General features: G+C 72.1%; 23 protein-coding genes, 1 other RNA gene and 1 pseudogene. 14 read left to right on the forward strand and 11 right to left on the reverse strand.

The genetic code is table 11. The features are described from left to right. Positions 1 to 76: 76 nt before the first annotated feature. Genes pqqB through pqqE form a run of 4 tightly spaced genes read left to right on the forward strand, consistent with a single transcriptional unit; the run spans position 77 to position 3101 of the window. Positions 77 to 964, forward strand: a complete 888-nt coding sequence (pqqB, locus tag ACFPZI_RS03515) for a pyrroloquinoline quinone biosynthesis protein PqqB (protein ID WP_381358030.1) — start codon at positions 77 to 79, stop codon at positions 962 to 964. Positions 965 to 968: 4 nt separating this feature from the next. After that, positions 969 to 1667 carry a pyrroloquinoline-quinone synthase PqqC gene (pqqC, locus tag ACFPZI_RS03520; protein ID WP_381358033.1) on the forward strand — a complete coding sequence of 233 codons (699 nt, stop codon included), beginning with the start codon at positions 969 to 971 and terminating at the stop codon, positions 1665 to 1667. A 5-nt stretch (positions 1668 to 1672) separates the two neighbouring features. Then, positions 1673 to 2002, forward strand: coding sequence for a pyrroloquinoline quinone biosynthesis peptide chaperone PqqD (pqqD, locus tag ACFPZI_RS03525; protein WP_381358036.1), 330 nt, complete (start codon positions 1673 to 1675; stop codon positions 2000 to 2002). Next, positions 1995 to 3101: a pyrroloquinoline quinone biosynthesis protein PqqE gene (pqqE, locus tag ACFPZI_RS03530; RefSeq protein ID WP_381358038.1), complete on the forward strand. Its 1107-nt coding sequence runs from the start codon at positions 1995 to 1997 to the stop codon at positions 3099 to 3101. The genes pqqD and pqqE overlap by 8 nt, the downstream gene beginning before the upstream one ends. Positions 3102 to 3110: 9 nt before the next feature. Here pqqE and ACFPZI_RS03535 read toward each other — a convergent pair whose 3' ends face one another. From ACFPZI_RS03535 to ACFPZI_RS03545, 3 genes are all read right to left on the reverse strand, one after another. After that, on the reverse strand, positions 3111 to 3647 hold the full coding sequence (locus ACFPZI_RS03535; RefSeq protein WP_381358040.1) for a manganese efflux pump MntP: 537 nt from the start codon (positions 3645 to 3647) through the stop codon (positions 3111 to 3113). A 504-nt stretch (positions 3648 to 4151) separates the two neighbouring features. Further along, positions 4152 to 4301 (reverse strand): hypothetical protein, encoded by a 150-nt coding sequence (locus tag ACFPZI_RS03540; RefSeq protein WP_381358043.1) that lies wholly within the window; start codon positions 4299 to 4301, stop codon positions 4152 to 4154. 905 nt (positions 4302 to 5206) lie between these two features. Beyond that, positions 5207 to 5503, reverse strand: a complete 297-nt coding sequence (locus ACFPZI_RS03545; protein WP_381358046.1) for a hypothetical protein — start codon at positions 5501 to 5503, stop codon at positions 5207 to 5209. A 234-nt stretch (positions 5504 to 5737) separates the two neighbouring features. On the opposite strand from ACFPZI_RS03545, the gene ACFPZI_RS03550 reads away from it, so the two are divergent. After that, positions 5738 to 6886 (forward strand): M50 family metallopeptidase, encoded by a 1149-nt coding sequence (locus tag ACFPZI_RS03550; protein WP_381358048.1) that lies wholly within the window; start codon positions 5738 to 5740, stop codon positions 6884 to 6886. Between the two features lie 229 nt (positions 6887 to 7115). Next, positions 7116 to 7958 (forward strand): hypothetical protein, encoded by an 843-nt coding sequence (locus tag ACFPZI_RS03555; protein WP_381358051.1) that lies wholly within the window; start codon positions 7116 to 7118, stop codon positions 7956 to 7958. A gap of 118 nt (positions 7959 to 8076) precedes the next feature. On the opposite strand, the gene ACFPZI_RS03560 is transcribed toward ACFPZI_RS03555, so the two are convergent. The 4 genes and pseudogenes from ACFPZI_RS03560 to ACFPZI_RS03575 form a co-directional block, all read right to left on the reverse strand. Then, positions 8077 to 8490 carry a PIN domain nuclease gene (locus ACFPZI_RS03560; RefSeq protein ID WP_381358054.1) on the reverse strand — a complete coding sequence of 138 codons (414 nt, stop codon included), beginning with the start codon at positions 8488 to 8490 and terminating at the stop codon, positions 8077 to 8079. Then, on the reverse strand, positions 8487 to 8747 hold the full coding sequence (locus ACFPZI_RS03565; RefSeq protein ID WP_381358055.1) for a type II toxin-antitoxin system VapB family antitoxin: 261 nt from the start codon (positions 8745 to 8747) through the stop codon (positions 8487 to 8489). Before ACFPZI_RS03565 ends, ACFPZI_RS03560 begins: the two co-directional genes overlap by 4 nt. A gap of 129 nt (positions 8748 to 8876) precedes the next feature. Further along, an RNA gene (rnpB, locus tag ACFPZI_RS03570) (RNase P RNA component class A) lies at positions 8877 to 9166 on the reverse strand. Between the two features lie 115 nt (positions 9167 to 9281). Continuing rightward, a pseudogene (locus ACFPZI_RS03575) lies at positions 9282 to 9512 on the reverse strand (EamA family transporter); the annotation flags it as partial. Positions 9513 to 9919: 407 nt separating this feature from the next. Between ACFPZI_RS03575 and ACFPZI_RS03580 the strand changes: the two are divergent. From ACFPZI_RS03580 to eda, 5 genes are all read left to right on the forward strand, one after another. Next, positions 9920 to 10585 carry an NADPH-dependent F420 reductase gene (locus ACFPZI_RS03580; protein WP_381358057.1) on the forward strand — a complete coding sequence of 222 codons (666 nt, stop codon included), beginning with the start codon at positions 9920 to 9922 and terminating at the stop codon, positions 10583 to 10585. Between the two features lie 526 nt (positions 10586 to 11111). Beyond that, the gene (locus tag ACFPZI_RS03585; RefSeq protein ID WP_381358060.1) at positions 11112 to 11870 is read left to right on the forward strand and encodes a MerR family transcriptional regulator; all 759 of its coding nucleotides are present in this window, start codon (positions 11112 to 11114) and stop codon (positions 11868 to 11870) included. Then, positions 11867 to 12469 (forward strand): hypothetical protein, encoded by a 603-nt coding sequence (locus tag ACFPZI_RS03590; protein WP_381358063.1) that lies wholly within the window; start codon positions 11867 to 11869, stop codon positions 12467 to 12469. The genes ACFPZI_RS03585 and ACFPZI_RS03590 overlap by 4 nt, the downstream gene beginning before the upstream one ends. 49 nt (positions 12470 to 12518) lie before the next feature. Then, the gene (gene yaaA, locus ACFPZI_RS03595) at positions 12519 to 13301 is read left to right on the forward strand and encodes a peroxide stress protein YaaA (RefSeq protein WP_381358066.1); all 783 of its coding nucleotides are present in this window, start codon (positions 12519 to 12521) and stop codon (positions 13299 to 13301) included. A 79-nt stretch (positions 13302 to 13380) separates the two neighbouring features. After that, positions 13381 to 14091: a bifunctional 4-hydroxy-2-oxoglutarate aldolase/2-dehydro-3-deoxy-phosphogluconate aldolase gene (gene eda, locus ACFPZI_RS03600; protein ID WP_381358068.1), complete on the forward strand. Its 711-nt coding sequence runs from the start codon at positions 13381 to 13383 to the stop codon at positions 14089 to 14091. Here the strand turns inward: eda and ACFPZI_RS03605 are convergent. Genes ACFPZI_RS03605 through ACFPZI_RS03615 form a run of 3 tightly spaced genes read right to left on the reverse strand, consistent with a single transcriptional unit; the run spans position 14066 to position 17154 of the window. Continuing rightward, entirely contained in the window at positions 14066 to 15487 is a 1422-nt protein-coding gene (locus ACFPZI_RS03605) for a bifunctional RNase H/acid phosphatase (protein WP_381358071.1), read from the reverse strand. The genes eda and ACFPZI_RS03605 overlap by 26 nt on opposite strands. 60 nt (positions 15488 to 15547) lie before the next feature. Further along, positions 15548 to 16291 (reverse strand): zinc ribbon domain-containing protein, encoded by a 744-nt coding sequence (locus ACFPZI_RS03610; RefSeq protein ID WP_381358181.1) that lies wholly within the window; start codon positions 16289 to 16291, stop codon positions 15548 to 15550. After that, positions 16288 to 17154 (reverse strand): Nif3-like dinuclear metal center hexameric protein, encoded by an 867-nt coding sequence (locus ACFPZI_RS03615; RefSeq protein ID WP_381358074.1) that lies wholly within the window; start codon positions 17152 to 17154, stop codon positions 16288 to 16290. The genes ACFPZI_RS03610 and ACFPZI_RS03615 overlap by 4 nt, the downstream gene beginning before the upstream one ends. 197 nt (positions 17155 to 17351) lie before the next feature. Here ACFPZI_RS03615 and ACFPZI_RS03620 point away from each other — a divergent pair, with 197 nt between their 5' ends. Beyond that, the gene (locus ACFPZI_RS03620; RefSeq protein WP_381358077.1) at positions 17352 to 18593 is read left to right on the forward strand and encodes a hypothetical protein; all 1242 of its coding nucleotides are present in this window, start codon (positions 17352 to 17354) and stop codon (positions 18591 to 18593) included. A 97-nt stretch (positions 18594 to 18690) separates the two neighbouring features. Then, positions 18691 to 18858 carry a hypothetical protein gene (locus ACFPZI_RS03625; protein ID WP_381358079.1) on the forward strand — a complete coding sequence of 56 codons (168 nt, stop codon included), beginning with the start codon at positions 18691 to 18693 and terminating at the stop codon, positions 18856 to 18858. A 237-nt stretch (positions 18859 to 19095) separates the two neighbouring features. Here the strand turns inward: ACFPZI_RS03625 and ACFPZI_RS03630 are convergent, their stop codons facing one another. Further along, positions 19096 to 19977, reverse strand: coding sequence for a MaoC/PaaZ C-terminal domain-containing protein (locus ACFPZI_RS03630; RefSeq protein ID WP_381358082.1), 882 nt, complete (start codon positions 19975 to 19977; stop codon positions 19096 to 19098). Between the two features lie 252 nt (positions 19978 to 20229). Here ACFPZI_RS03630 and ACFPZI_RS03635 point away from each other — a divergent pair, with 252 nt between their 5' ends. Beyond that, on the forward strand, positions 20230 to 20862 hold the full coding sequence (locus tag ACFPZI_RS03635; RefSeq protein ID WP_381358183.1) for a response regulator: 633 nt from the start codon (positions 20230 to 20232) through the stop codon (positions 20860 to 20862). Positions 20863 to 20867: the final 5 nt, after the last annotated feature.

Here is a 20867-nt window from a genome sequence, read left to right on the forward strand (position 1 = left end):
CCGCCCGAGGGCTCGGGACGGCCACGGACGGCCGGGCCGGTGACGGACCCGGATCTTCGATGAACGGAGTGCCGGCGTGTTGCTGCGGGTGCTGGGCTCGGCGGCGGGGGGTGGCTCCCCGCAGTGGAACTGCGGGTGCCCGGTGTGCGCCGCGGTCCGCTCGCGGGCCGGCCTCGCGCGCACCCAGTCGTCGGTCGCGGTCAGCGTCGACCGCCGCCGGTGGTTCCTCATCAACGCCTCGCCCGACGTCCGCACCCAGATCGAGGCCTTCCCCGGCCTGCACCCGCACGCCGACCGGACGACGCCGCTGGCGGCGGTGCTGCTCACCGACGCCGAGCTGGACCACACGCTGGGCCTGCTTCTGTTGCGCGAGGCCCGCGCCCTGCGGCTGTACGCCACGCCGGCGGTGCGCGAGACCCTGTGTGCCGGCTCGGGGATTCTGCGCACGCTCGAGCGCTACTGTCCGGTCGAGTGGCGGGCAGTGATCCCCGGCACCGACCTTGCCCTGGCGGACGGGCTGTCCTGCCGGGCGTTCGACGTGCCCACCCTCAAGCGCGATCGGTTCGGAGCCGGGGTGGACCACGGCCGCGTCGTGGGCTACCGGCTGACCGACGAGCGCAGCGGGGAGACGCTGGTGTACCTGCCAGGGGTCCAATCGCTGACGCCGGCGCTGCGCGTGGAGATCAAGGGCTGCGCATGCCTGCTGATCGACGGGACCTGCTGGCGCGACGACGAGCTCGTACGGCTCGGCCTGGCCGGCAGGACGTCCCGGGAGATGGGCCACCTGCCCATCGACGGCCCGGACGGCAGTCTGGCGCAGCTCCCGTCGCTGGGCGTGGGGCGGACGATCTTCGTGCACATGAACAACACCAACCCGGTCCTCCTGGAGGACGCACCCGAGCGACGTACTTTGGAGGAGAGCGGCATGGAAGTGGCCATGGACGGCCTCGAGGTCCAGGTGTAGAGCCATGACGACAACAACCACGAGAACCGGTGCCGACGGCTTCGTCGAGACGTTGCGGGCCCACTCGCGCCAGTACCACGACCAGCACCCGTTCCACGTCCGGATGAACGCCGGCCGGCTGAGCCGCCGGCAGATCCGGGGCTGGGTGGCCAACCGCTTCTACTACCAGGAGAACATCCCCCGCAAGGACGCCGCGATCCTTTCCAACTGTCCCGACCTCGAGGTCCGCCGCCGCTGGACCCGACGGATCGTCGACCACGACGGCACCGCCGCCGGCGAGGGCGGTATCGAGGCGTGGCTGCGCCTCGGCGAGGCCGCCGGACTGACCCGCGAGGAGGTCCAAGGCCACCGGCACCTGGTACCCGGGGTGCGGTTCGCCGTCGACGCCTACGTGAACTTCGCCCGGACCCGCCCGTGGGTGGAGGCGGTGGCGTCCTCGCTCACCGAGCTGTTCGCGCCCGACCTGATGACGGCGCGGCTGGCCGGGTTCGAGCGGTGGTATCCGTGGATCGACCCCGAGGGCCTCGCCTACTTCCGCGCCCGCCTGGAACAGGCCCCCCGCGACTGCGAGCACGCCCTCGAGGTGGTCACCGCGCACTGCCTCTCCGCCGAGTCCCAGGCGCGCGCCGTCGACGCGCTGTCGTTCAAGTGCGACGTCCTGTGGAGCCTGTTGGACGCCGTCGACCAGGCCTACCCGGAGTGACCGTCATGGACCCGACCCCTACCGGAACGCCCCAGACCGGGACCATCACCCGAGCCGGCGTCGAGGTGTCCGGCTCGGACCGGCCCCGGTTGGCGCGCCATGTCCGGCTGACCTTCTGCCGGACCAGGCAGCGTCAGGTCCTGCAGCTCCCCGAGACGGTGGTGGTTCTGAACGGCAGCGGCGCGGACATCCTCGAGCTGTGCGACGGACGGCACACCGTGGCCGAGATCGTGGCCGAGCTGGGCGCGCGCTACCGGACCGTCCCCGACGACGAGGTGCGGCAGTTCCTGACCCGGCTCGTCGCCCGCCGCTGGGTGGAGCTCTCCGATGGATAGCCCGTTCGGATTGCTCGCCGAGCTCACCTACCGCTGCCCGCTGGCCTGCCCGTACTGCTCCAACCCGCTGAACCTGGCCGGTTACCAGGACGAGCTGACCACCGAGGAGTGGCGGCGGGTACTGGTCGAGGCCGGCGACCTGGGGGTTCTGCAGTGCCACCTGTCCGGCGGGGAACCGCTGCTGCGGCGCGACCTGGTGGAGCTCGTGGCGGCCGCCCACGACCTGGGCCTCTACACCAACCTCATCACCAGCGCCCTCGGGCTCTCGCGTCCGAGGGCCGAGCAGCTGCGGGCCGCCGGCCTGGACCACGTGCAGATCAGCATCCAGTCCGACGATCCGACCGTGTCCGACCGGATCGCCGGGACCCCGTCCTTCTCCCGCAAGATCGAGGCGATGGGCGTGGTCAAGGAGCTGGGCTGGCCGCTCACCGTGAACGTGGTGCTGCACCGGCTCAACATCGACCGCGTCGCCGACGTGCTCGAACTGGCCGAGGAGGTGGGCGCCGACCGGGTGGAGCTGGCCAACACCCAGTACTACGGCTGGGCCTGGCGAAACCGTGACGCGCTGCTGCCGAGCCGGGCCCAGCTCGAGGCGGCCGAAGTCGTCGTGCGGGCCGCCCGCGAGCGGTTGCGGGACCGCATGGACGTCATCTACGTCCTCCCCGACTACTACAGCCGCTACCCGAAGCCCTGCATGGGCGGCTGGGCCTCCCGGCAGTTGACCGTGACGCCGAACGGCGACGTCCTGCCCTGTCCTGCCGCCCAGTCCCTGCCGTTGCCGCGGGCCAGCGTGCGGGAGGACTCGCTGGAGCGGATCTGGGCCGAGTCCCCGGTGATGACCGCGTTCCGGGGGACGGACTGGATGCCGGAACCCTGCCGGAGCTGCCCCCGGCGGGAGCTGGACTTCGGAGGGTGCCGCTGCCAGGCGTTCCTGCTCACCGGCGACGCCGCCCGCACCGACCCGGTCTGCCACCTGTCCCCCGACCACGACCTGGTCGCCCGGGCGGTCGAGGCCGCCAACACCGACTCGCGGGCCGACGATCTTCCGCTGGTCCCCCGCCCGCACCGGGTCCGCCGGCCGACCCGCTCCCGGGGTTGAGTGAGCGGGCTAGCCGAACACGAACGGCAGCGCCACAGCAGCGATGATCAAGGTGACCCCGCTCAGCAGGTCCGAGCGGATCCGGATGAGGCACGCCGCGGCCCGCCCGAGCCGCAGCCCGATCAGCGACATCACCGCCGTCATGACACCGAAGACGGCGGCCGAGAACCACGGCGAGAGCCCGAGGATCCCCAGACTCGCCCCGGCGACCAGGTTGTCCAGGCTCAGCGTCAACGGGATGCCGAACAGCGCCCACGGGTGGTCCAACTCGTCCGGCTCGGGGTTGCGAAGAGCCGAGATGACGAGGTAGAGACCGTACCCGCCGAGCGCGGCCGCGCCCACCAGCTCGGCGACGCCCCCGAAGACCTCCCCGATCTGGCGACCGATCAACAGCCCGACAAGGGGCATGATCGCGTCCCACAGCCCGAAGGTCAGCGCGACCTGCACCGCGCGCTTGAGACCGAATGGGACGGTGCCGAGCGCGATCGATACCCGGAAATTGTCAAGACTGAGCACGAAACCCAAGACCAGCATTTCCCAGATCATGGCGACGTCGCTGCCCAATGACGCCCGACGCGGGCAGGCACGATTCCGCCTCGGCTAACATTCGCCATGCTAAAGATAATATCTCAGATGGTCCGCGAAATAAACCCGGTCAGCCGATTTCCGGAAATTTCTCGACACTACTCGCCCGACGGTGGTCCGCAGGCTTGCCAGGGCACCTGACGAGCGCATTCGCGGCGGTCCGTCCGCTGCAGCGCGCGGGGCTCGCCACCTCACGATGGGTCTGCTCCCGGAAACACTCCCGCATCGACGGAAATCCGCCGGAGCCAGAAGCCACCTCCGGACGAGCCGGCGGTCCGGAAAGTGGAATCGAGGGACCAATGCCACTTGCTTAAGCCGAGGCGATCCTCCGGACGAGAGCTTGCGATTAATCAGCTGAGGCACCGGCGCCGAGAAACGCCCATCCGGCGTACGAATCAACGGACGGTCGATAAGCGGATTGAACCTGTACTGCGACAGAAGAGGATGAACCTGTTCCAGGGCATCCTACGCCTTGAGCTCTTCGACACTTACCGAGTAAGCCGTCCGCACCACCTCTTCGATTGTCGGCATCGGGATTACCTCAAGGACAGCAGCGAAATTCGAGAGGTGGGGCCGGCGGTCGCCCTGGACGCCGATGGCCGGTGTCTGGTCCATGGCGCTCACGCCATGAATCGGCATCGATGTGAAGGTCAAGCCGAGCGGGAGCGAGATGGGGCACACCGGCGCGTCCACGTGCGCTTCGGCCCACATGGGCCGGGAGCCCGGTGGCCGCGTCATGCCGTCCTGGTTCCGGCGAGCCGTCGGGGCGCAGACGGCATCCGGGCCTGCTCGTCCTCGGGGTGGCAAAAGTGACGGCCGTCGCCGCCGGCCGCGGCCGTCTCCGTCGTCGGCGTGGCTCCCTGGCCAGCGCCCTCCAGGAATCCTCCGTCTCCTCGGCGGCCGGAAGGGGCTGCCGACAAGGGGTGGACGCGTCGTTGTCCGGCGTGCAACGCCGCAGCCGTTCCGCCACGGCCTCTGCGTCGTCCCGCACCGAGACGGCCAGGAAGCTGAAGGGAGCCGTGGGCCGCAGTTCGACGCACACCACGGGCCTGCCGGGCCGTACTGCCACGAAGTCCTGCCCACCGGGGTGCCCCCGCGTGCCGACGCACAGCACGCCGGGAATCCAGACGCCGTGCAGGACCACTCCGCGCAGGGCCCGCCACCAGCTGGGCTCCACCGTCACCCGGCGTACGGCCGCCAGCGGCACGCGCACACTTCCGCGGCGCGCGGCGGCCTTTTCCCACCACAGCAGGCGCACCACGAGGTCGTCGCCCTGCACCAGGATCCGTGCCATGTTCCCTCCCTCCCTCCCTTTCCTTCCATCCTCGCTCCAGGCCGGGGCGGCGGCACGAGGGACGGGACCGGCCGCGCCCGCCGTCGTCTCTCGCGGACGGCCTGCCTGATCCACTGCCGCGTCATGAGGCCTGCCGCAGACGACAGAGGTATCGGTCCGCACGGCACTACGCGTCGGGGTCACGGAGGCCCGCTGCGTCATGCCGCCAGGACGGCTCGACGCAGTGCTACCGCTGGGGGACGCCGAGTTCGCGGCCGCGGTAGAAGCCCTCCCGTTCCTCGGCGACGTACGGGGCCATGGCCGCACGCCGTTGCGCCTCCGCCTCGGAGGACCGCCACGCGTCGCAGGTCTCCTGGGAGTCCCAGAACGACACCCCGGTGATCTCCTGTCCGTCCTCGGACCAGTAGGCGTAGGCGCGGCGGAGCCCCCGCGGGGCGGGTTCCGGCCGCCACGCCTTCTCGAAGTCCTCCAGGGCGCCCGGCCGAATGCGCCGCGTCGTCACCCAGACGAAGTGCTCTTCCATCGCAGCCTCCTCCGCAACACCGGTCGGCTCGCCGAGCTCTTCGACCACCGTAGGCCCGCGGCACGCTCTCTGCCTGCCTGGGACGCCGGCGCCGCCGATCCCGGCTCGCAGACCTGGTCGCACGGACCGTTTCCCGTTACGGGGGCCGACTTCCCGTTACGGGGGCCGACGACCGACCATGGAAGAGGAAAAGAGTGGTGCAGTCGGGGGCGGGAGTCGTCGGCGGTGAGGGCGATGAAGGGTTCGATCCGGCTCGGGAGTGTCCGGGGTCTGGCGCTGCGGGCGCACTGGAGCGTGCCGTTGCTCATGCTGCTCCTCGCGTACGGCCTGGCGGCCCGGACACTGCCCGGGTACGTGCCGGGTCTGGCGCCGGTGGTGTACGCGGTCGCCGGAGTGGCCGGAGCCGTGCTGCTGCTGGCGAGTCTGGTGGTGCACGAGGCCGCGCACGCACTGGCGGCTCGCAGGGCGGGGATCTCCGTGCAGGACATGACACTGTGGGCGCTGGGCGGGGTCACTCGGATGGACCAGCCGACGACACCACGGACGGCCTTCCTGGTCGCCGTCAGCGGGCCGCTCGCCAGCCTGCTGCTCGGCGCCGTCGGTATCGGTGCGGCTGCCGCGGTCGCGGCGACGCTGGGCTGGCGGATCCCGGTCGCCGTACTGGGCTGGCTCGGTGGCACGAACCTGTTGCTGGGCGTCTTCAACCTGCTGCCCGCCGCGCCCCTGGACGGAGGCCGGCTGACGCAGGCCCTGCTGTGGTGGCGTACGGGGGACCGCGAGCGGGCTCAGCGGGCGGCAGGACGCGGTGGCCAGGTCGTCGGCATGGCACTTGCCGTCCTGGGCTGGCTGGCGTTCGCGCGGGGACTGCCGGCGGGGTTGTGGCTGATCGTCGTCGGCTTGTTCGTGGCGGGCGCCGCGGCGGCCGAACGCCGGTGGGCCGAGCTGGTCACGGCCCTGCGGGGCGTACGGGTCGGGCAGGCGATGACCACTCCGGTGGTCACCGGCCCCGACTGGCTGACCGTGGACCGCTTCCTTTCCGAGGTGACCACGCAGGCGGGGCACTCGGTGCTGCCGCTGCTCGACTTCGAGGGTCACCCCAGCGGCGTCGTACAACTGCGCCGACTGGCCGGCCTGCCGTCCGACAAGCGGGCGTCGCTGCGGGTACGCGACCTCGCGACCCCTCTGTCCCGATGCACGCTCGCCGCACCGGACGAGCTGCTGAATTCCGTCCTGGAGCGCCTCGGCGCCACCGGGGTCCTCCTGCCGATCCTCGTGATGGACGACGGCCGGCTGAGCGGAATCATCACCGCGCACGACATCGACCGGTTCCTCCGACACTCGCGGCTTCCGTCGGCGCCCCCGCCGGCCCCCGGGCCGCCGTGAGAACGTTCGGCGTCACCGGCTGCGACAAGCGAGGGCTCCCTCCGGCGCGCCCTGGAGCCGGTCCACTCCCGAGATTCCCTCGCCCGCGTCTTCCCGACGGCTCCTGGTCCTGTTCCGTGGCCGGAGCAATCGTGTGCCCTTGCGAGCCCCGTGTGTGGCAGACATCCCGGGCTTGCCGAAGGCGGGACATGATGGAGGTACAGACGCGTTCCGTGAGGAGGAGGACGGCATGGCCGGGTCGGATTCTGGCGGTACCGAGGACGCGGGGGACGGCAAGTCGCGGTTCGACGACATCTACGACCGGCCGGATCCGCGCGCGTACTTCAGGCGGCTGGCCCCGCTGGAGTACGAGATCCCGCACCACGCCCAGCCGGTCTTCCGGCAGGTCGCCGCCGAACGGGCCGCGCTCGACGACGGCCGGCCGCACAGGCCGGCGGTGCTGGACGTGTGCTGCTCGTACGGGATCAATGCCGCGCTGCTCAACCACGACGTGACGCTGGCGGAGATGTACGAGCGGTACACCTCCCCTGCCTGCCGGACGATGTCGACGGCGGATCTGGCAGCACGGGACAAGGAGTTCTACGCCGAGCGGCGCCGACCGGACGCGGTGCCGGTCTTCGGCCTGGACGTCTCGGCACCCGCCGTGCACTACGCGCTCGAGGTGGGGCTCCTGGACGCCGCCTTCACCGACGACCTCGAACAGGGCTCGCCCGGCCCCGGGCTGAACCGCGCGCTCGCCGAGGCCGGCCTCATCACGCTGACCGGCGGCGGCAGCTATGTCACCGCCCGAACGTTCACGGCGCTGCTGGACGGCGCCCGGAGACCGGTATGGGTCAGCGCGTTCGTGCTGCGGACGGTGTCGTACCAACCGATCGTCCGGACCTTGGCCGCACACGGTCTGAGCACCACCGTCGATGCCTCCCGCACCTATCCGCAGCGCCTCTTCACCGACGAGCGAGAACGGCAGTACGCGATCGCGGCGGTACGGGCGCTGGGCGGCGACCCCGCAGGGCGCGAGGAAGCCGGCCGTTTCCACACCCTGCACTATGAGTCCCGACCCGACACACCATGACAGCCGGGCGGGAAGCACCACGTGAGCCGTTGACGCGTCCGGGCGCCTGCAAAGCGAGGGGGCCGGGCCGTTCGTCCCCGCCGGCATCCCGCAGGGGTCGTCGCCGTCGGCAGAGCGGTCAGGGCCCCCCGCGTACGTCCTGCTGCTCCACCTCGGGCAGGACCCGCGCCACGGTGGCGAAGTCGTTGTCACGGTGCAGCACGATCAGCCCATGGTGTACGGCCGTGGCGCACACGAGGAGGTCAATCGGTCCCGCGCTGCGGTGCTGGCCTTTCTGCGTCAGCTTGTACTGCGCCGAGTCGACCCACCGCCATGCGTCCTTGGGGACCGCCACGTGCCCGAACAGGTCCGACAGATCCATGTCCATCTCGTCACGGTCGGCGGGTCCGGTCGCGCTGTAGAGGATCTCCGCGCGCGTGGGCTCACAGAGGCCGATGGCGCCCGTTTCCATCTCGGCATCCCAGCGGCGCCGGATCGCGGGCTCGCTCACCAGGTCGACATATGCGCCGGTGTCGATCAGGTACGTGATCACTCAATGCCCTCGCGGTCGTCGAGTGCGGCAGCCTCGGCACGCTGGGTGGCCTTACGCGCCTGCCATACCCGGCGCGTCGGATGGAAGTCTCCGCGCGTTGCCCGCTCGGCCAAGCGCTCGGCCGCGGCACGCCGCTTGTGGCGCTGCACGGCTTCACGCAGGGCGGTGTTGATGGTGTCGCGCTTCGTGGTCGTGCCGAATATCTCAGCGGCCGCGGCCAAGGCGTCGTCGTCCAGGTCCACGTTGGTCACACTCACGCGACCCACCTCCCATGTTGGCCATGTGGAAGAACATGCCACTCTTCACACATCGTAGCGCGCGGGCCGTCGAACATCACGCCGCAGCGTTGCGGCGTTCGCCGAAGCACGCAGGATCACAGGTGGCGGCAGACGAGTCGGGCTGTACGCCGGGTTCTGTCGCCCGGTCGCCTCGCGGCGGCCGGGGAGACGGCCATCCATCTAGGGCCGGCGTTGCCGCCGGCCTCGTGCGGTCTACCCGCGGACTCGACCGTTTCACCCTTACCCAGCGCCGGAGCGCTGGGCGGTCTGTTTTCTGTGGCACTGTCCCGCGGGTCACCCCGGGTGGCCGTTAGCCATCACCCTGCCCTGTGGAGCCCGGACGTTCCTCGGGAAGCTCCCCCGTCAGGGGGTCTCCACGCGGCCGTCCGCCCGGCTCGTCTGCCGTGTCGACCATGGTACCGGCCGTGGACGGGGCCTCGGCGCCGCCGCGGTCGCCAGGACCGAGCCGGTCAGGATCAGGGCGAACGCGGCCAGGACCGTCGCGGTCAGGGACTCGCCGAGGAGGAGCACCCCGGCCGTCACCGCGACCGCCGGGTTGACGTAGGTGATGACGGTGGCCCGGGTCGGACCCGCTTCCCTGATCAGTTCCAGGAAGGCGACGAACGCGACCGCCGTGCAGACGGCGCCCAGGCCCGCGAGGGCGGTCAGGGCCCCGGCCGAGGGCAGCTCGGCCGGCCGCGTGATGACCGCGGCCGGGGCGTAGACCAGTGCCGCCAGGGTCAGGCAGAGTGCGGTGAGCTGGAGGGGACGGGACCTGCTTCAGATGGCGGGCGGCGATCAGCGGGGCGATGGCGTAGCCCAGGACCGTCACCAGCACCTCGGCCAGCGAACAGATAAGGGATGCCCCAGATGTCGATCCCCTCGAAGACTGTGGAGTCCTTCCTCTGCGGCCAGTCCCATGGTGAGGCGGCCCAGTACTCGTTCTCGTAGCCGAAGACCCACCCCGACACGCTCCACACCAAGAACCGAGCCGGTGGCAGAGATCGGCGGCTGTTCGGCACGCCTCCGTGCATCCGCCGTGCAGGTGCCATTGCCCCTCGCTGCTGTCTCGCCGGCCCGGCGTGCGGCATCAGCAGGAAGAACCCCGACCGGTGGCAGGGGCCGTCCGGGGGTGCGAGGGTGGAAGGCATGTGACGTCCATCGAGGAGCAACGCATGATCGTCACCATCGTCGGTGCCGGGAACATGGCCCGCGGCATCGGTACCCGGGCATTGGCGGGCGGGCACTCCGTCCGTCTGCACGATCGCGGGAAAGCCAAGGCGGAGGAGCTGGCCACCGCCCTGAGCCAGGCCACCCCCGGAGCGGACGTCACGGCGGCCGACGCCGATGCCGCGGCTGACTCCGACATCGTGGTGCTCGCCCTGCCCTATCCGGCCGGACGCGATGTCGCCGCCGCGTGGGCCGGCGCCCTGGCAGGGAAGATCGTCGTCGACATCTCCAACCCGGTGGATTTCACCACCTTCGACTCACTCGTCGTACCCCCCGGCACCTCCGCCGCCGAACAGATCGCCGCCGCCGCGCCGGAAAGCCGGGTCGTCAAGGCCTTCAACACCACCTTCGCCGGGCCGCTCACCACGGGGGAGGTGGCAGGCCGGCCGCTGGACGTCTTCATCGCCGGAGACGACGACACGGCGAAACAGACCGTCTCGAACCTGGCCTCCTCCGCGGGGCTGCGCCCCTTGGACGTGGGGCCGCTGCGCCGGGCACGCGAGCTGGAAGCCTTCCAGTTCCTGCACATGGCGTCCCAGGAACGACTCGGCCTGAACTGGTCCAGCGCCATCGCGATCCTGCCGTGACAGCCGGCGCATCAGCTTTGTCTCTCCCCGATGCAACGCGTGATGGTTGTTCTCAGCCCCCTGGCTGCCCAACCACCTTCAGGACGACAACGGGCAGATCGGCCCCCGCACCATGCTCCGCGCGGTGTCGAAGGCCGCGGGGGTGACACGGGACCGGGCACCCCGGGCACGAGTTCGCACTCCACCACGACGCGATCCGGCAGGCCGTGGTGGGAGTGATGACCAGGCGCGCCAGCGGCGCCGTGGACCTGCCCGACGTCTACCGGCTCGCTTTCAACATCGGCCGCAGGGGCGGAGTCTCCAGGCCCCGGCGGACCGCCAAGTAGCACCGGTCCGGCGCGGCGCACCCGCGCCGGGCTTCAGGACTGCTCCGAGATCGGGTCGTAGGTCATCACGATGCTGTGCCTCTCTTTCGGTCGCTTGCCAGGCTGGGCCCCGCAGTCGTCCCTCGTCGCGTCCGCCAGGTCCCGTTCACCCGACCGTGCTCGCTTGACCCTGTCGCGGCGTCAACGTCTCTACTGGGGGCATGCGGATCGGAGAACTCGCCGCGGCCGTCGGGGTCACCACCCGGACGGTGCGGCACTACCACCATCTGGGGCTGCTCCCGGAGCCGGAGCGGCGGGCCAACGGGTACCGGGACTACACGCTGCGGCACGCCGTCGTGCTGGCGCGGATCAGGCGGCTGACCGAGCTGGGGCTCGGGCTGGCCGAGGTGCGGGACGTGCTCGCGGACGACGCCGGCAAGGACCTCGTCGAGGTGCTGACCGAGCTGGACGAGGACCTGGCACGTCAGGAGGCGGCGATCCGGGACCGCCGGGCGCGGTTGCGGGCATTGCTGGGGACGGAGGGCGGGCTGACCGTCGAAGGACCCGTCTCCCCCGAACTGGCCTCGCTGTTCCGGGAGATGGCGGATCTGTCCGACTCGCCCATGGCCGCCAGGGACCGGGAGATGCTCGCCCTCATCGAAACCGCGGCGCCCCCGGAGCAGCGGGAGCAGTTGATGGGCCTGCTGACCGGGTTCATGAAGGTGCCGGGCGGGGTGGAGCGCGCGCTCGCCGCCTACGCGCTGCTCGACGAACTCGCCGACGCCGGACCGGACGACCCCCGTGTGGACGAGGCGGCCCGCGCCCTCGCCGAGTGCCTGCCCGCCGGTCTGCTCCCGGAGGGGGCGTCCTTCGACCGGGACGACAGCTTCCTGCGGGCCATGTACGCGGACTTTCCCCCGGCCCAGGCGGAGGCGGTCCGCCGCACCCTGCGGATCATCATGGAGGAGCGGACGGCATGAGGACCGGCGTGCGGGTTGGACGGGTCCTCGCCCGGCACGAGCTGCGGCTGATGGTGAGTCTGGTGCTGTGGCTGGCGCGGCGGACGCATGGCGTCGGGGGCGGGACGGCCTTCGGGTACGCGCGGGGGCAGGGTGCCGTCATGTTCGGGTTCGCGTTCGTGTGCGTGGTCGAGACGGTGATGCTGTCCGTACTGTTGCTCGACTGGCCGACCGTCCACGCGGTGGTGCTGTTCCTGGACGTGTACACCGTCGTGTTCGTCGTCGCGCTGCATGCCGCGGGCGTCGTACGGCCCCATGTGCTGGACCCGGACTCCGGCACGCTGCGGATCCGCCGGGCCGTCCACGTCGATCTGCGGATACCGCTGGAGCGGATCGCCTCCGTACGGCGTGAGCTGCGGATGAGCCATGAGCGGGCCGACGGGGAGCTGAACGTCGAGGTCGGTTCGCAGACCACGGTCGCGCTGGAACTCACGGAGCCGGTCACCCACGTCGGCTTCTTCGGGCGGCGCCGGGACGTTCACGTCGTGCGGTTCCACGCCGACGAGCCCGACGCCCTGGTCCGAGCGCTGGCAGCGGGGCAGTGGGCCGCTCGGGCGTAGGGCCCGGCACCGTACCCTGTCGGCTGAGCTCTACCGTGAGGAGTACCGCGTGCTTGTCCTGCTGCCGCCGTCCGAAGGCAAGGCCGCTTCCGGCCGCGGCGCCCCGCTGAAGCCGGAGTCCCTGTCGCTGCCGGGGCTGGCCGACGCCCGGGAGGCCGTTCTCGCCGAGCTGGTGGAGCTGTGCGCCGCCGACGAGGACAAGGCGCGCGAGGTACTGGGGCTGAGCGAGGGGCTGCGGGGCGAGGTCGCGAAGAACCTGGAGCTGCGTACCGCCGGGGCCCGGCCCGCCGGGGAGATCTACACCGGGGTGCTGTACGACGCCCTGGACCTGGCCTCCCTCGACCCGGCCGCCAAGCGCAGGGCCGCCCGCTCGCTGCTGGTGTTCTCGGGGCTGTGGGGCGCGGTCGCGGTCACCGACCGGATCCCCTCCTACCGCTGCTCGATGGGCGTACGGCTGCCGGGGCTCGGGGCGCTGGGCGCGTACTGGCGTACGCCGATGGCCTCGGTGCTGCCGGAGGCGGCCGGCCGCGGCCTGGTGCTGGACCTGCGGTCGGCCGCGTACGCGGCGGCGTGGAAGCCGAAGGGAGAGGTGGCCGCCCGTACGGCGACCGTGCGGGTGCTGCACGCGCCGACCCGGAAGGTGGTCAGCCACTTCAACAAGGCGACCAAGGGGCGGATCGTCCGCAGCCTGCTGACGGACGGGGCCGCGCCGAGGGATCCCGCCGGGCTGGTCGAGGCGTTGCGGGATCTCGGGTACGTGGTCGAGGCGCAGGCGCCGGGGCGTGCGGGGACGCCGTGGGCGCTGGACGTGCTGGTGGACGAGGTGCACTGACGACCAGCAGAATCCCCACGCGTTGCACTCTATGCAATGCCCTTTGCGCAGGGCGCTTCGTCGTAGGCAGGATGACGCCATGAGCTCATCCCTGCCCTCCGCTCCCCTGCCCCCGCCGGCCCCCGCTCCCGAAGCCGTAGCCGTGGCTGCCCCTGCCACCGCCTCCGCACTGGATCTCGCGCCCGTCGTGCCGGTCGTCGTGGTCGAGGACGTCGCCGACGCCGTGCCGCTGGCGCGGGCACTGGTCGCCGGTGGACTGCCCGCGATCGAGGTGACCCTGCGGACACCCGCCGCGCAGGACGCCATTCGCGCGATCGCCGCCGAGGTGCCGGACGCGGTGGTCGGGGCCGGCACGGTGATCACGCCGGGGCAGGTGCACGAGGTGGTGGCGGCCGGGGCGCGGTTCCTGGTCAGTCCGGGCTGGACGGACGTCCTGCTGGAGGCGATGCGGGCGTCCGGGGTGCCGTTCCTGCCGGGGGTGTCGACGGTCTCGGAGGTCGTGGCGCTGCTGGAGCGCGGGGTGCGGGAGATGAAGTTCTTCCCGGCGCAGGCCGCGGGCGGCACCGCGTATCTGAAGGCGATCGCCGGGCCGCTTCCGCAGGCCCGCTTCTGCCCGACCGGAGGGATCGGCCCGGACTCCGCACCGGACTATCTCGCCCTGCCCAACGTCGCCTGTGTCGGCGGGAGCTGGATGCTCCCGGCGGATGCGGTGGCGGCGCGCGACTGGGCGCGGATCGAGCGGCTGGCCCGCGCGGCGGCGGGACTCAGCGCAGGTGGGACGTCTCGTTGAACAGCCGGACGCTGGCGTTGCCGTCGGCGTAGTACGCCACCGCCGAGAGCGAAGCCGCCGACAGTTCCATCCGGAACAGGGCCTCGGGCGGGGCGCCCAGGGCGAGCCGTATCAAGGTCTTGATCGGTGTCACGTGGGTGACGAGCAGGACCGTGCGGCCGGCGTACGCGGCGGTCAGCCTGTCCCGGGTGGCGGCGATTCTGGTCGCGGTGTCCGCGAAGCTCTCGCCGCCGCCGGTGGGCTCGGCGTCCGGGGAGGACAGCCAGGCGTTCAGGTCCTCGGGGTGGCGTTCGCGCACCTCGGCGAAGGTGAGGCCCTCCCACGCGCCGAAGTCGGTCTCGCGCAGCCCGTCGTCGACGGTGACATCGAGACCCAGGCGGGCAGCGACAACGCCCGCAGTCTCACGGGTGCGGGCGAGAGGAGAGGCGACGATCGCCTGGATCGTGCCGCGCCGGGCGAGGCCCGCGGCGACCCTCTCGGCCTGCTCCCGGCCGACGTCGGAGAGGGAGGGGTCGCCGCCGCCGCTGCCGGAGAACCGCTTCTGCGGGGTCAGCGGGGTCTCGCCGTGCCGGAGGAGTACGAAGGTGGCCGGCGGGCCCATGTCGGCGGGCGCCCAGCCCGAGGAGGGGGTGGCGGCCGAGGCCGGCTCGGGGCCGCGGGCGGCAGCGGCCCCGGTGTCCGGGGTGGCCACGGCCTGCGCGGCCCGCAGGTCGGCGGCGGCCTTCCCGGCGGGGGCGTCACCCGCGCCGGCGCCGACGCCGACGGCTTCCCGCACGCCCGAATCCGTGGCGCCTGACTCCGTGGCGCCTGGCTCCGTGGCGGAGACGGAAGCAGGGGCGGAGGCAGAAGCCGAGGCCAGGGCCGCGCGCACCCGTGCCGCACCGGCGGCCGCGTCCCCGGGCGGGCCCGAGGGCGGCTCGGGCGAAACCGCCCTGACACTCGGCGTATCCAGCGCGGCCCGTGACGCCGACGCGTTCCACGACTCACCCCGCTGCCCCGCGTCCATCGCCTCGTTCGCCAGACGGTCCGCGTGCTTGTTCCGCTCGCGCGGGATCCACTCGTACGTGACCCGGCCCGGCGGGAAGACGCGTGCCGCCTCGGCTGCCAGCGGCTTCATGGCGGGGTGTTTGATCTTCCAGCGGCCCGACATCTGCTCGACGACGAGCTTGGAGTCCATCCGGACGTGGACCGTGGCCTGCGGGTCCAGTTCGTGGGCGGCCCGCAGGCCGGCCAGCAGGCCCGAGTACTCGGCGACGTTGTTCGTGGCGGTGCCGAGGTACTCGGCCGCCTCCGCCAGGGTCTCCCCCGTCGCCGCGTCACTGACCACGGCCCCGTAGCCGGCGGGTCCCGGGTTGCCCCGCGATCCGCCGTCCGCCTCGACGATGAACTCCCGCACCGGGAAATCCCCTCAGATCTCCTTGTATCCCGTCGGATCCCCTGGATCCAGGGGATCCCCCTACAGCCCCGAATCCGACGTGCGGACCAGGATGCGGCGGCAGTTCTCGCAGCGCACCACGGTGTCGGGCGCGGCGTGGCGGATCTCGTTCAGCTCGGTGATGGCGAGTTCCTGGCGGCACCCCTGGCAGGTGCGGGCGTACAGCTTCGCCGCGCCGACGCCGCCCTGCTGCTCGCGCAGCTTCTCGTACAGCTTGAGCAGGTCCGCGGGGACGGAGGCGGCGACGACCGCGCGCTCCTTGGTGACCGTGGCCGTCTCCCCGTCGATCTCCGCGCAGGCCGCGTCCCGGCGTGCGGTCGTGTCGTCCATCCGCGACTGGACGGAGGTGACCCGCTCGGCCAGTTCGCCGGCCCGCTCCTGCGCGGACTCGCGGCGCTCCATGACCTCCAGGACGACGTCCTCGAGGTCGCCCTGGCGCTTGGCGAGGGAGACGATCTCGCGCTGGAGGTTCTCCAGGTCCTTGGGCGAGGAGACGGCGCCGGAGTCGAGGCGCTTCTGGTCGCGGGCGGCGCGCTGGCGCACCTGGTCCACGTCCTGTTCGGCCTTGGTCTGCTCGCGGGCGCAGTCGCTCTCCTCGGTCTGCGCGGCCACGTGCAGGTCACGCAGCTGGGCGAGGTCCCGGGTCAGCGACTCGATCTCGGCGTGCTCGGGGAGCGACTTCCGCTTGTACGCGAGCTGCTGGAGGCGGACGTCGAGATCCTGGAGGTCGAGGAGTCGGATCTGGTCGGCGGGCTCGGCGTTCAGTTGGGGGCTCCAGAGGTATCGATGTCGGAGGACGCCGCGTGGGCGGTCCAGGGGTCGGTGACCGTGGCGGAGACATGGACCCGCAGGCCCCATCCGTGACGGTCGGAGATCTCGTCGAGCTGGGCCGCGGCCAGTTCGCACCAGGGCCATTCGGTGGCCCAGTGCGCCGCGTCGAGCAGTGCGAGGGAACGGTCGGCGGCGTGATCCGCCGCGAACTCCGACGCCGGGTGATGACGCAGGTCCGCGGTGAGGTACGCGTCCACGCCGGCCGCCCGGACGTGGGCGAAGAGGCTGTCGCCGGAGCCGCCGCTGACGGCGATCGTACGCACGAGCGCCTCGGGGTCACCGGCGACGCGGATGCCTTGCGCGGTGCTGGGCAGACGCTCGGCGGCGCGGGCGGCGAGCTCGCGGACGGTCAGCGGGTGGTCCAGTTCGCAGACGCGGCCGAGCCCGCGGCGGCCCTTGGGGTCCGTGGTGTCCGGCACCAGCGGTCGGACGACGCGCAGGTCCAGGGCGCCGGCCAGGGCGTCGCTCACACCGGGGTCGGCCGTGTCGGCGTTGGTGTGGGCGACGTGCAGCGCGATGTCGTTCCTGATGAGCGCGTGCACCACGCGGCCCTTGGAGGTGGAGGCCGCGACGGTGGTCGTGCCGCGCAGGTAGAGCGGGTGGTGGGTGACGAGCAGGTCGGCGCCCAGTTCCACCGCCTCGTCGACGATCTCCTGGACGGGGTCCACCGCGAACAGGACCCGGCCGACCTCCTGGTCGGGGTCGCCCGTGACGGTACCGACCGCGTCCCAGGACTCGGCCCGCTCGACGGGCCACAGGGTCTCGAGTGCGGTGATGACTTCAGACAGACGGGGCACAAGCGCAAGGCTACCTGGCTGTTCGGCGCGGCAGTACCGGTGCGGGTATGAGAACCGCGCCCGCTCCCGGCCAGCACATACGCCTCCGCCTCCTCAGGCGAATCGTTCCTGGAACACCCTTATGTGTGAAGCGGGGTCCGGTGGGTCTCCCGCCCGCGCGTACGAAAACTACCTTCGTCGCCGGAGGTGACCGAACGATGACGATGTGTGCGATCGAGCCTTCCGCGGGCCGGGAGGTTCCGGGTCACGAGGTCTCGGGTCACGAGGACACCGGGCACGGGGAGAGGACGGCGGTGGCGGCGGTGGCGCCGGGCTGCGTCCTCAGTGCCGACGGTTCCTACGGTGCGCGCCTCGCCCGCGAAGGCGACTCCCTGTTCCCGGAGCGCTGGACCCTGGACGGCCCCGAGCCCTACGCGGTGCCGCTGCGCGCCGGCCAGCCCGAGGAGCCCGGCACCGAGGTACAGCCCATGGCCGACGGGCGGGTCCTCGTCCACCGGCTGGTGGACGGGAGGCACGTGTTCTCCCTGCTGTACCCGACCGGTCCCGGCACCGGCGAGGTGACGCTCGGCGCGGTCGCGTGCCCGGACGAGGAGACCCGGCTGCGGCTCCTGCCGCCCGCGCCGTGCGGGCGGCGGGCGTACGCCGTCGCCGTGGGCCCGCGGTCGACGGCCCTGTGGCTGGTGGCGGGCGGCGCCTTCGGGCCCGAGCACGTCGCCGAGATCCCGGGCCGCTGCTCGGGCGGGGTGTGGTTGGACCGCACCGGCCGGATGCTCTCCCTGGACCGGGAGACCGGCGGGCGCACCAAGGCGGTCGTCGTGGATCTGGAGCGCGGGGGCGAGGTGTCGCCGCTGCTGCAGATCGCCGAGGAGAGCGACGACCGGGTCCTGCTCGCCGACCCGGACAGCGGCCTGCTGCTGATCCGCTCGGACGCGCCCTCGCCGGGGCAGGGCCGGTTGGGCTGGGGGGTGCTGGGCAGCACGCTGCCGGTGCGCTTCCCCACGTGCCTGCGGCTACCGGACTGCGCGGTCACGCCGTTCGCGATCCAGCCCGGCCAGGTGCTGACGCCGGAGGGGGCCGCGGTGGCGCTGCGCGTCGACGGGCCACTCGGCCGCCGGGTCGGGGTGTGGCGGCCGACCCAGCGGCAGCTGCATCATCTTCCGGCGCCCGAAGGGTGGTTGGCCGGCACCGGACTGTGGGCGGCGGACGGGGTACTGCGCCTGCCGTGCGCCACGCCGGCGATGCCGTGCGGGGTGGCCCTGCTGAACCCGCCGGGGCCGAAACGGCAGTCGGAGCGAGATGGGAAGGAGGGCAGGAAGGGCTCCTCCGTGAAGCCTGAACAGCCTTCTTTGGAAGGGGAGTCCATGACTCCGGCCGAACCGGCCGCACCCCGCCCCGTCCCCCTGCAACAGGCGCCCCTGGGACGGCTTGTAACGAAGTAGTGGCGGTCGGCGTGGCCGCCTGGATCCACCCCCTGGTCCCCCGGTTAAAATCGCCCGGTTATAGGAAAGATCATGTTTACGGGGTGAGTTCCTTCCGATGAACGATGCGAGCACCAACCAGCCACAGACCGTCGACGGCGGGCAGACCGCTGTCGGGCACGGCAAGCACCGCGGCCCGGTATCCCGGCAGGACTCCACGGCGGCCCCCCACGGCCGCCACCGGAGGCCTGCCAACGAGAACGAGCGCGCGGAGACAGCTGCCTGACGTCACGTCAGGCACGTACTCAGGTACGCACGTACGCACGTACGCACGTAGGCACGTAGGCACGTAGGCACGTAGGCACGTAGGCACCAGCTGGACAGCTGAGCGGCCCCGTTCGTCATGGACGAGCGGGGCCGTTCCGTGTCCGCGTCCGTGCCGCCGTGCACGACGAGCAGTTGTCCGTCGATGCCCGCGGCGACGCGCATGGCCGGGCTCTCCTCGGCTTGTGGGCCGGCTGGTTCAGGAGTGTGCGACGACCGTGTCGGCGAGCACGGGCGCGTCGTCCCTCTCGACGGCGCTCACGGCCACCCGCACTTCGCCGCCGTCGGCACCACCGTCGCCGCTGTCGTCACGCCACATGCGGATGCGGAGCGTCTCGCCCGGGTACACGATCCCGGCGAACCGGGTGGCGTAGCCGCGGACGCGGGTGACGTCCCCGCCGAGCAGCGTGTCGACGACCACCTTGAGCGTCATGCCGTAGGTGCACAGTCCGTGCAGGATCGGCCGCTCGAACCCGGCGCGCTTCGCGAACCCGGGGTCGGCGTGCAGCGGGTTCCAGTCGCCGGAGAGGCGGTAGAGCAGGGCCTGGTCCTCCCGGATCGTCCGCTCGACGGTCAGGTCCGGCGACCCGGCGGGGGTCTCCCGCCGGGCGGACGGTCCGCGGTCGCCGCCCCAGCCGCCCTCGCCGCGTACGTAGATCTGCGCGTCGTCGGTCCACAGCGGGCCGTCGGCGTCGGCGACATCGGTGCGCATCACGAGGACGGCCGCCTTGGCCTTGTCGTGGACCGCCGCGATACGGCTGGCGGTGGTGGCGGTGCCCTCGGCGGGCAGGGGACGGTACAGGGTGAGCGACTGGCCGCCGTGCAGGACGCGGGCGAGGTCGACGTCGACGCCGGGCATCGACAGTCCGCCGATCACCCCGGGGGATCCGGCTCCCGCGACGGTGGCGAAACTCGGCAGGACGTGCAGCCGGGACTCCAGGGTGTAGCGCAGTTCGTCGGGGTCGGCGGCGGGGATGCCCGCGCCGATGCCGAGGTGGTAGAGCTGGACGTCCTTGTGCCCCCAGGAGATCTCGCCGGTCCGGGGTTCCGCGGCGAGCGCCTTGGCTGTGTCGATGGGCATGGGTCTCCTGATCGCCGGAAGGATGCCGGGCTCGAAGACCCCGGCGAGCCCTGGTACGGCCTTCCGCACCGTCGGTCGCACCAGGATCGTCACGGGCCGTGGGAACCCGCCGGTTCCAGAACTCGTTCCCGTACGGCGTCCCCTGTATAGCCCAGTCCCCGGCCGTTGCGAAGACTCCCACGTCGGGAGTGGAACATACGCCCCGACAGGGACATACCATCCCATCCGCCCTAAGCTTCCTCCGTGAACGAGATGCCCGTGGACCACCGGCCCGCCAAGTCCGTACGGGTCCTGCTGGCGGAGGACGGCGGGACGGCGCACGGGGCACTGGCCCTACTGCTCCGGATGGAGCCGGACCTCGAGGTCGTCGCCCAGGTAGCGGCGGGGGACGCGATCCTGGACGCGGTGCTCACCCACCGCCCCGACGTCGCCCTCCTGGACATCGAACTGCCCGGCATGAGCGGCCTGGACGCCGCCGCCGTGCTGCGCGACCAGGTGCCGGACTGCCGGGTGCTGATCCTCGCCACGTCCGGCCGCCCCGGCCATCTGCAGCGGGCCATGGCCGCGGGGGCCGCCGGTTTCCTGGTCAGGGACGGTTCGGTGGACGAGCTGGCCTCGGCGATCCGCCGGGTACTGACCGGGGAGACGGTGATCGACCCCGTCCTGGCCGCCGCGACCCAGAGCGCGGGGCCCCCTCCCCTCACCCCCGACGAGTGCGCCGCCCTCGAGGCCGCGGCGAACGGCACACCGCTCGCCGACCTGGCCGCCCGGCTCCATCTCTCCGAGGCCGCCGTCACCGCCCACCTCACCGGCGCCCTCGCCAAGACCGGCGCATCCCACCCCACGGAGGCCCTGCGCGAGGCCCGCAGACTGGGCTGGGTCTGAGCCGG

The organism is Streptomyces chlorus (genome assembly GCF_042655885.1).
Lineage (GTDB): Bacteria > Actinomycetota > Actinomycetes > Streptomycetales > Streptomycetaceae > Streptomyces > Streptomyces chlorus.

Excerpts from the sequence above, each read along its gene's own strand:
- pqqE (WP_381358038.1), top strand. The coding sequence starts at position 1,995 with ATGGATAGCCCGTTCGGATTGCTCGCCGAGCTCACCTACCGCTGCCCG.
- ACFPZI_RS03550 (WP_381358048.1), top strand. The coding sequence starts at position 5,738 with ATGAAGGGTTCGATCCGGCTCGGGAGTGTCCGGGGTCTGGCGCTGCGG.
- eda (WP_381358068.1), top strand. The coding sequence starts at position 13,381 with ATGAGCTCATCCCTGCCCTCCGCTCCCCTGCCCCCGCCGGCCCCCGCT.
- pqqC (WP_381358033.1), top strand. The coding sequence starts at position 969 with ATGACGACAACAACCACGAGAACCGGTGCCGACGGCTTCGTCGAGACG.
- ACFPZI_RS03620 (WP_381358077.1), top strand. The coding sequence starts at position 17,352 with ATGACGATGTGTGCGATCGAGCCTTCCGCGGGCCGGGAGGTTCCGGGT.
- ACFPZI_RS03545 (WP_381358046.1), bottom strand. The coding sequence starts at position 5,503 with ATGGAAGAGCACTTCGTCTGGGTGACGACGCGGCGCATTCGGCCGGGC.
- pqqD (WP_381358036.1), top strand. The coding sequence starts at position 1,673 with ATGGACCCGACCCCTACCGGAACGCCCCAGACCGGGACCATCACCCGA.
- ACFPZI_RS03590 (WP_381358063.1), top strand. The coding sequence starts at position 11,867 with ATGAGGACCGGCGTGCGGGTTGGACGGGTCCTCGCCCGGCACGAGCTG.
- ACFPZI_RS03540 (WP_381358043.1), bottom strand. The coding sequence starts at position 4,301 with ATGGACCAGACACCGGCCATCGGCGTCCAGGGCGACCGCCGGCCCCAC.
- ACFPZI_RS03555 (WP_381358051.1), top strand. The coding sequence starts at position 7,116 with ATGGCCGGGTCGGATTCTGGCGGTACCGAGGACGCGGGGGACGGCAAG.
- ACFPZI_RS03630 (WP_381358082.1), bottom strand. The coding sequence starts at position 19,977 with ATGCCCATCGACACAGCCAAGGCGCTCGCCGCGGAACCCCGGACCGGC.
- ACFPZI_RS03585 (WP_381358060.1), top strand. The coding sequence starts at position 11,112 with ATGCGGATCGGAGAACTCGCCGCGGCCGTCGGGGTCACCACCCGGACG.
- ACFPZI_RS03635 (WP_381358183.1), top strand. The coding sequence starts at position 20,230 with ATGCCCGTGGACCACCGGCCCGCCAAGTCCGTACGGGTCCTGCTGGCG.
- ACFPZI_RS03535 (WP_381358040.1), bottom strand. The coding sequence starts at position 3,647 with ATGATCTGGGAAATGCTGGTCTTGGGTTTCGTGCTCAGTCTTGACAAT.
- ACFPZI_RS03625 (WP_381358079.1), top strand. The coding sequence starts at position 18,691 with ATGAACGATGCGAGCACCAACCAGCCACAGACCGTCGACGGCGGGCAG.